The organism is Bradyrhizobium forestalis (genome assembly GCF_002795245.1).
Lineage (GTDB): Bacteria > Pseudomonadota > Alphaproteobacteria > Rhizobiales > Xanthobacteraceae > Bradyrhizobium > Bradyrhizobium forestalis.
Genome location: NZ_PGVG01000040.1, coordinates 60,766 through 66,765 on the forward strand (window position 1 = coordinate 60,766; position 6,000 = coordinate 66,765).

Annotated in this window: 5 protein-coding genes and 1 tRNA gene; 2 read left to right on the top strand and 4 right to left on the bottom strand. The window is 64.7% G+C overall.

The annotated features are described in order from the left end of the window. Positions 1-427: 427 nt before the first annotated feature. Together CVM73_RS32015 and CVM73_RS32020 are read right to left on the bottom strand one after the other, a co-directional pair. Positions 428-1,054 carry a hypothetical protein gene (locus CVM73_RS32015; RefSeq protein ID WP_146006695.1) on the bottom strand — a complete coding sequence of 209 codons (627 nt, stop codon included), beginning with the start codon at positions 1,052-1,054 and terminating at the stop codon, positions 428-430. A gap of 221 nt (positions 1,055-1,275) precedes the next feature. Further along, positions 1,276-1,350 (bottom strand) — tRNA-Gln (locus CVM73_RS32020). 278 nt (positions 1,351-1,628) lie between these two features. Between CVM73_RS32020 and CVM73_RS32025 the strand changes: the two genes are divergently transcribed. Next, positions 1,629-3,407, top strand: a complete 1,779-nt coding sequence (locus CVM73_RS32025; protein ID WP_100235765.1) for an acyl-CoA dehydrogenase family protein — start codon at positions 1,629-1,631, stop codon at positions 3,405-3,407. 209 nt (positions 3,408-3,616) lie between these two features. Here the strand turns inward: CVM73_RS32025 and CVM73_RS32030 are convergent, their stop codons facing one another. Both CVM73_RS32030 and CVM73_RS39870 read right to left on the bottom strand, forming a co-directional pair. Further along, positions 3,617-4,852: an MFS transporter gene (locus CVM73_RS32030; RefSeq protein WP_245452491.1), complete on the bottom strand. Its 1,236-nt coding sequence runs from the start codon at positions 4,850-4,852 to the stop codon at positions 3,617-3,619. After that, positions 4,849-5,010 (bottom strand): hypothetical protein, encoded by a 162-nt coding sequence (locus tag CVM73_RS39870; protein ID WP_158237634.1) that lies wholly within the window; start codon positions 5,008-5,010, stop codon positions 4,849-4,851. The genes CVM73_RS32030 and CVM73_RS39870 overlap by 4 nt, the downstream gene beginning before the upstream one ends. 80 nt (positions 5,011-5,090) lie before the next feature. Here CVM73_RS39870 and CVM73_RS32035 point away from each other — a divergent pair, with 80 nt between their 5' ends. Then, a complete protein-coding gene (locus CVM73_RS32035; protein ID WP_100235766.1) occupies positions 5,091-5,849 on the top strand; it encodes an enoyl-CoA hydratase-related protein in 759 nt (252 codons plus the stop codon). The last annotated feature ends 151 nt before the right edge of the window (positions 5,850-6,000 follow it).

The following is a 6,000-nucleotide window of genomic DNA, read 5'->3' on the forward strand; positions in this document are numbered from 1 at the left end:
GACGCCGATGCGACCACATTTGGCATCACCGCTTTCGTCCGTATGTGACAGCCATCACCAAATGTCTGATTTAACCGGAGTGCTCGCCCAAGCTTGTGCGTGGCAGCGAAAGCTTTCCGCTTGTCGGCTGGGGGGCAAAGGCTGCCTTGGCCAGCTTGCATAGCGCTGTTCGGGTCGCCTCAGGAAGCAGACCTCGCGGCGCTCTAAGCTAAGGTCCGCCACGGGCCATTACCCGCTGTGAGCAATCGCGGCAACCACCATTCGCGATAGGGACGCGAGTTACCTCGCGCCCCCGCCCAGATCCGTACATGGGCACGTCGAGGCCGAGCGTCTTGGCGGTCTTGGGCCTGAGCGGCAGCGGCCTTCCGAGCCGCCGCTTCTTCGACGCAGGTACCACCCATCCTCGTGGAGGGGCTTCTCTTTTGATTTAGAGACTCATGAGTGCCTGCGCAAATCCCTTCATCGCGTCCGCCTGCTTTTTGTTCTCTGCATCCTTCTTGGCGCCGCCAGACACCGCACCGAGTTCCTCGGGAGACAACTCCTGCGAGTCCTCATAAAACGCATCAATCGGGATTTCACGAACTTCGAAATGCGACTTGCTCATGGCTTTCTCCTGCTGCGTTGGCGGAAGGTTCCTTATTCCGCTGGCAGCAGAATAGGCCGGGCACCTCCGAGCAACCGTGACGCGGCTCACATTCCAAGGGGTCTCCATCGTCAGATGACACTTCACCGCCTCGATGTCGGCCTCCGACAGTCCGTCGGCGGCCATCCGGACGCGATCCTCATCGCGAACGACTGCGCTTGCGCGTTGAGCATCCAAGAGGGCAAAGGCCCAAAATGCCTGCTTATCGCCCATTCGCTCCCGCTCGAAGTCGAATCCGGACGAATTTTTGGCGGCATACGCGAGCCGGTCGAGCTTCACGAGCTGCCTGTCGACGACGCGGCGAAGCATTGTCTCGATTTGAGACTTTGACAGGTGCGGGTCGAAGCTATCGGCGAGCATCGCGGCATCTTCCAGGATCAAGTCAAACTGAACAGCCAGCCGACGCGCCACGGTTCGGCTCGTGGTTTTCAGGCTCAGGAAAAGATGCGGGCGATCCAAGACAGTGGCAAAGGGCGCGGCACTCGGCGCCGCCAGTAATACACGGCGCTCCGGCGAAAGATGTGGACAGCCTTTCGAAACACACCCTGTGCAGCAGCAGTGTGTCGCAGAGCTGTGCAGCAGCTCCCCAGCCAGGCCGGTTTCGTGAGTGATTTCAGGCGAAGCGGGCGCTCTGGCTGGGGCGGGAGGGATCGAACCTCCGAATGGCGGAATCAAAATCCGCTGCCTTACCGCTTGGCTACGCCCCAACAAACGACGATCGGAACGGGGTAGAACCGGCTACCGCAGAATCCCGTCGGTCGCAGCCGGTCTATAGGGAGCGGCGCGGCATTTCAACCGCCTGGACGGGCAAAATACCCTTGGCATAGCCTTGGCATACCCTTGGCCCAGTCGGCTGGCGGCCCACGCTCTATTCCAGGCCTCAATGGCCGCCTCCGTTCCGACCCAGCATCCCGACGTCCCCCCAGTTGAGACCGCCCCCGTTTCATGGGAATACGGCGCCAATATTTGTCCTCGGGAGTGAGCCATGACCTACCGCGCGCCGATCTCTGACATGCTGCTGTCGCTCAACCATGGCGCGGGCCTCAAGGCCGCCGTGGAGGCCGGCCATTACGGCGATTTCGACGCCGACCTCGCGGCCGCCGTGCTGGAGGAAGCCGGCAAGTTCGCATCCGACGTGCTGGCGCCGCTCAACAAGGTCGGCGACGAGCACGGCATCAAGCTGGATGCCGGCAAGGTCACGACCGCGCCGGGCTGGCCCGATGCCTACAAGCGCTGGACCGAGGGCGGCTGGAACGCGGTGTCCGGCCCCGAAGATTTCGGCGGCCAGGGTCTGCCGCTGGCGATCAACGCCGCCTGCACGGAGATCTGGAGCGCCGCCAATGTCGCCTTCGGCCTCTGCCCGCTGCTGACGGCCTCGGCGATCGAGGCGCTGGACGCCCATGGCAGCGACGAGTTGAAGAGAATCTATCTCGAAAAGCTCGTCTCCGGAAAATGGACCGGAACGATGCAGCTGACCGAGCCGCAGGCCGGCTCCGACGTCGGCGCGCTGCGCACCCGCGCTGAAAAGCAGCCCGACGGCACCTACCGCATCAAGGGGACGAAGATCTTCATCACCTATGGCGAGCACGACATGACCGACAACATCGTGCATTTCGTGCTGGCGCGTCTGCCCGATGCGCCCGCCGGCACCAAGGGCATCTCGCTGTTCCTCGTTCCCAAGTTCATGGTCAATGCGGACGGCTCGCTCGGGCAGCGCAACGACATCTATGCCTCGGGCGTCGAGCACAAGCTCGGCATGCATGCGTCGCCGACCTGCACCATGACCATGGGCGATCATGGCGGCGCGATCGGCTTTTTGATCGGCGAAGAAAACCAGGGCATGCGCTGCATGTTCACGATGATGAACCAGGCCCGCCTCGGCGTCGGCCTGGAGGGCGTCGGCGTTGCCGACCGCGCCTACCAGCAGGCGCTGTCCTACGCCCAGGAGCGCAAGCAGGGCCGCGCGGTCGGCAAGACGGGCGCCGGCTCGGATGCGATCTTCGTGCATCCCGACGTCAAGCGCATGCTGATGCGGATGCGGGCGCAGACCGCGGCCGCGCGCACCATCTGCTATGCGACCGCCGTCGCGATCGACGTCTCGACGCGCGCCAAGGACGCGAAGGTGCGCGCCGACGCGGCAGCACGCGCGGCGCTGCTCACGCCGATGGCCAAGGCCTATTCCACCGATATCGGCAACGAGGTCGCCTATCTCGGTGTGCAGGTGCATGGCGGCATGGGCTTCATCGAGGAGACCGGCGCGGCGCAGCACTACCGCGATGCCCGCATCACCGCGATCTACGAGGGCACCAACGGCATCCAGGCGATCGATCTCGTCACGCGCAAGCTCGCGGCCAATGGCGGCGCGGCCGTGTGGGGGCTGCTCGACGAGCTCTCGGCAACCGTCAAGCAGGTGGAGACCTCCAACGATCCCGCCTTCGGCACCACGGGCGCGAAATTGCGTGAAGCGCTCGACGCGTTGACGCGCACCAGCAAATGGCTGTTGGAGCGCGTTACGTCCGCTCCGAACGACGCGCTTGCCGGTGCGACGCCCTATCTGCAGCAGTTCGGCGCGACGCTCGGCGGCTGCCTGCTCGCCTCCGAGGCGCTCGCCGCCAAGGCCGAAGGCCTTGGCGATGCGCCACGCTACGTCTCGCTGGCGCGCTTTTTCGCCGAGAACATCACGGTTCAGGCCGGCGCGCTCGAGCGCACCGTGACGGAAAGCGCGGAATCGGTCGCGGCGGCGGATGCGGTGTTGTTGGGATAACGTCGCGACTACGATGTAGGGAGGTCCCTCCTCCCCCTACTGTCATTCCCCGCGAAGGCGGGGAATCCAGTACGCCGCAGCTTCTCGATAGGCAACAAACGTCTCGGAGTACTGGATCGCCCGATCAAGCCGGGCGATGACAGCGAATGTGTGGAATGCGCGTGGCACACGCAAGCAGCTGCATCCGATTGCGCTGCGCTCCATCTGGGCTACGAAGCTGCGACCTCCGCCCTTCTCCCCGGCCGCCACAGCACCATGCCCGCCGCGGCGAGATCGAGCACGACGCACAGCGCGAAGGCCGTCGTGTAATTGCCCGTAAAGCTCCGCACCAGACCGACGATGCCCGGGCCGAAGGCGCTGACGACACCGCTGATCGAGGTGCCCAGCCCCATTGCGGCAGCGAAGGCGGCGGCGCCGATCTCGCGCTGGATGATCAAGGGCGGGAACGTGATCATGTTGCCGATCGAGAAGCCGTAAACGGCACAGCACAGTAGCAGCATCGTCGGGCTCGTGCTCTGCAGGAGAAGGAGCAGCGCCGCCGCCTGGCTCGTCATCGACGCCGCGCAGGCGACACGCGGATCGAGCCGGTCGACGAACAGGCCGAGCGACAGGCGGCCGACCACCGCCATCGCCGCCATGATGGTCACGGCAAGGCCAGCACTGGCACGCCCGATCAGCGGCTCGAGAAAGCTCACCTGGTGGATGATGAATCCCATCTGCGCCAGCAGCGCCATCGCGATCGGCAGCACCATGGTCCAGAATGCCGCGTTGGCGAGCAGCGCCTTGCGCGAGTGAACCGGCGCTGCGGAGCCGGAGGAACGTCCGCCCGATGCCAGCGACGCCCCGGCGGGCCAGCCGATGAAGATCACGACGACCGGCAGCACCAGCACCATCATCGCGACCGTGGCCGCCAGCATCGCGGAACGGAAGCCGATGCTGCCGGTCAGCGACAGCAGCAGCGGGACGAGGATGATGCCGCCGCAGGTCGCGCCGTTGAAGGCGAGGCTGAGCGCAAGCCCGCGCCGACGCTCGAACCAGGAGTTCAGCACGGTTGCGATCACAACCGTCCCCATGCCGGTCCAGCCGACCGACATCAGCGCAAATGCGAGATAGAGCTGCCAGGGCGTCTGCATCAGCGCCAGCAGCACGGTCGAAGCGCCGAGCGCCGACAGGCCGCACAGGATCAGCGAGCGCAGCCCGATGCGCCCGAGCAGGTCGTCGGTGAAGATGACGAGCACGGAGGTCAACAGAAACGAGAAGGTGCTGGCCGCGGAAACCAGCGTGCCCGGCCAGCCATGGGCACGCTGGAGCTCGGCGAGATAGACGCCCTGGCCGTAGAGGCCGAAGCCGAACATGAAGAAGGCCATCAGGAAGCAGGCCAGCACGACGCGCCAGCCGCGGTAGTGCGGCGAGGATTCGTCAATACGGGTTGCGGCAATCGTCAAATCGAGCAGTCCGTCAAATGGAACGGCGCCAGATCGTGCACCACAACCACCGGTTTTTCAAATGAAACATTGTAGCTAATTGTTGCGATGCGCGACGACGGCGGGTGCCATGCATCAAACTTACGGGAATTCGGCGCCGGAAGGTTGAGCGAGCGCATTGGCAGGCCTGCGAGATGATGTAGGCTGACGCTTCGCAACACTCGCGAGCGCCAAGCGTCGCGGCGCGCAGGGGGCCCTCATGCCGAATGGCAACATCGTCATCACCGAAGAGCGCGGAACGCGCGTGATCACCCTGCGCCGCCCGGGCAAGAAGAACGCGATCACCCAGGACATGTACCGGGAGATGAGCCACGCCATCGACACCGCCCAGAACAATCCCGATATCCGCTGCATGATCATCACCGGCGGCTCCGGCGTGTTCACCGCCGGGGACGACATCGACGATTTTCTCCGCGCCGACACGGCGCGTCCGGAGACGCTGTCGAACGGCGCCAAGTTTCTCTATTCGCTCGCCCTCAACACCAAGCCGATCATCGCCGCCGTTGACGGCGCCTCGATCGGCGTGGGCACCGTGATGCTGTTTCATTGCGACTACGTGCTTGCCTCGACAGCCGCGACGTTCTCAGCGCCCTACATCAAGCTCGGGCTCGTGCCGGTCGGCGCGGCCAGCCTCCTGATGCCGAACACGATGGGGTACCAGCGCGCCTTCGCGATGCTGGTGATGGGGCGGACCTTCACCGCCGCGGAAGCCGAAGCCGCCGGCTTCGTCAACAGCGTGGTCTCGCCAGGACATACCGAGGTCGAGGCCCGCAAGGTGGCGCGCGAGATCTGCCGGCTTCCGGCCGAGGCAGCCGCGACCTCGCGCAAGCTGCTGCGCACCCCACCGGAGGAGCTGACCCGCCGCATCGACCAGGAAGGCCATCTGTTCGGCGAGCGGCTCAAGTCGGACGAAGCGGTAGCGGCGTTCAACGCGTTTGCGAACAGGAAGAAGCGGTGAGGCGCTCTTCCCCTCTCCCCTTGTGGGCTAAGGCGTGCACAGATTTTTCTTGCCTTGAGTGAATCGAGTCTGATTCTTTGCAGTGCGGTTGAGAAGGATGACCGCATTGAAGGCAGGAATGGATTGGTCGGTCGGCCGTTTTGGAGACGTT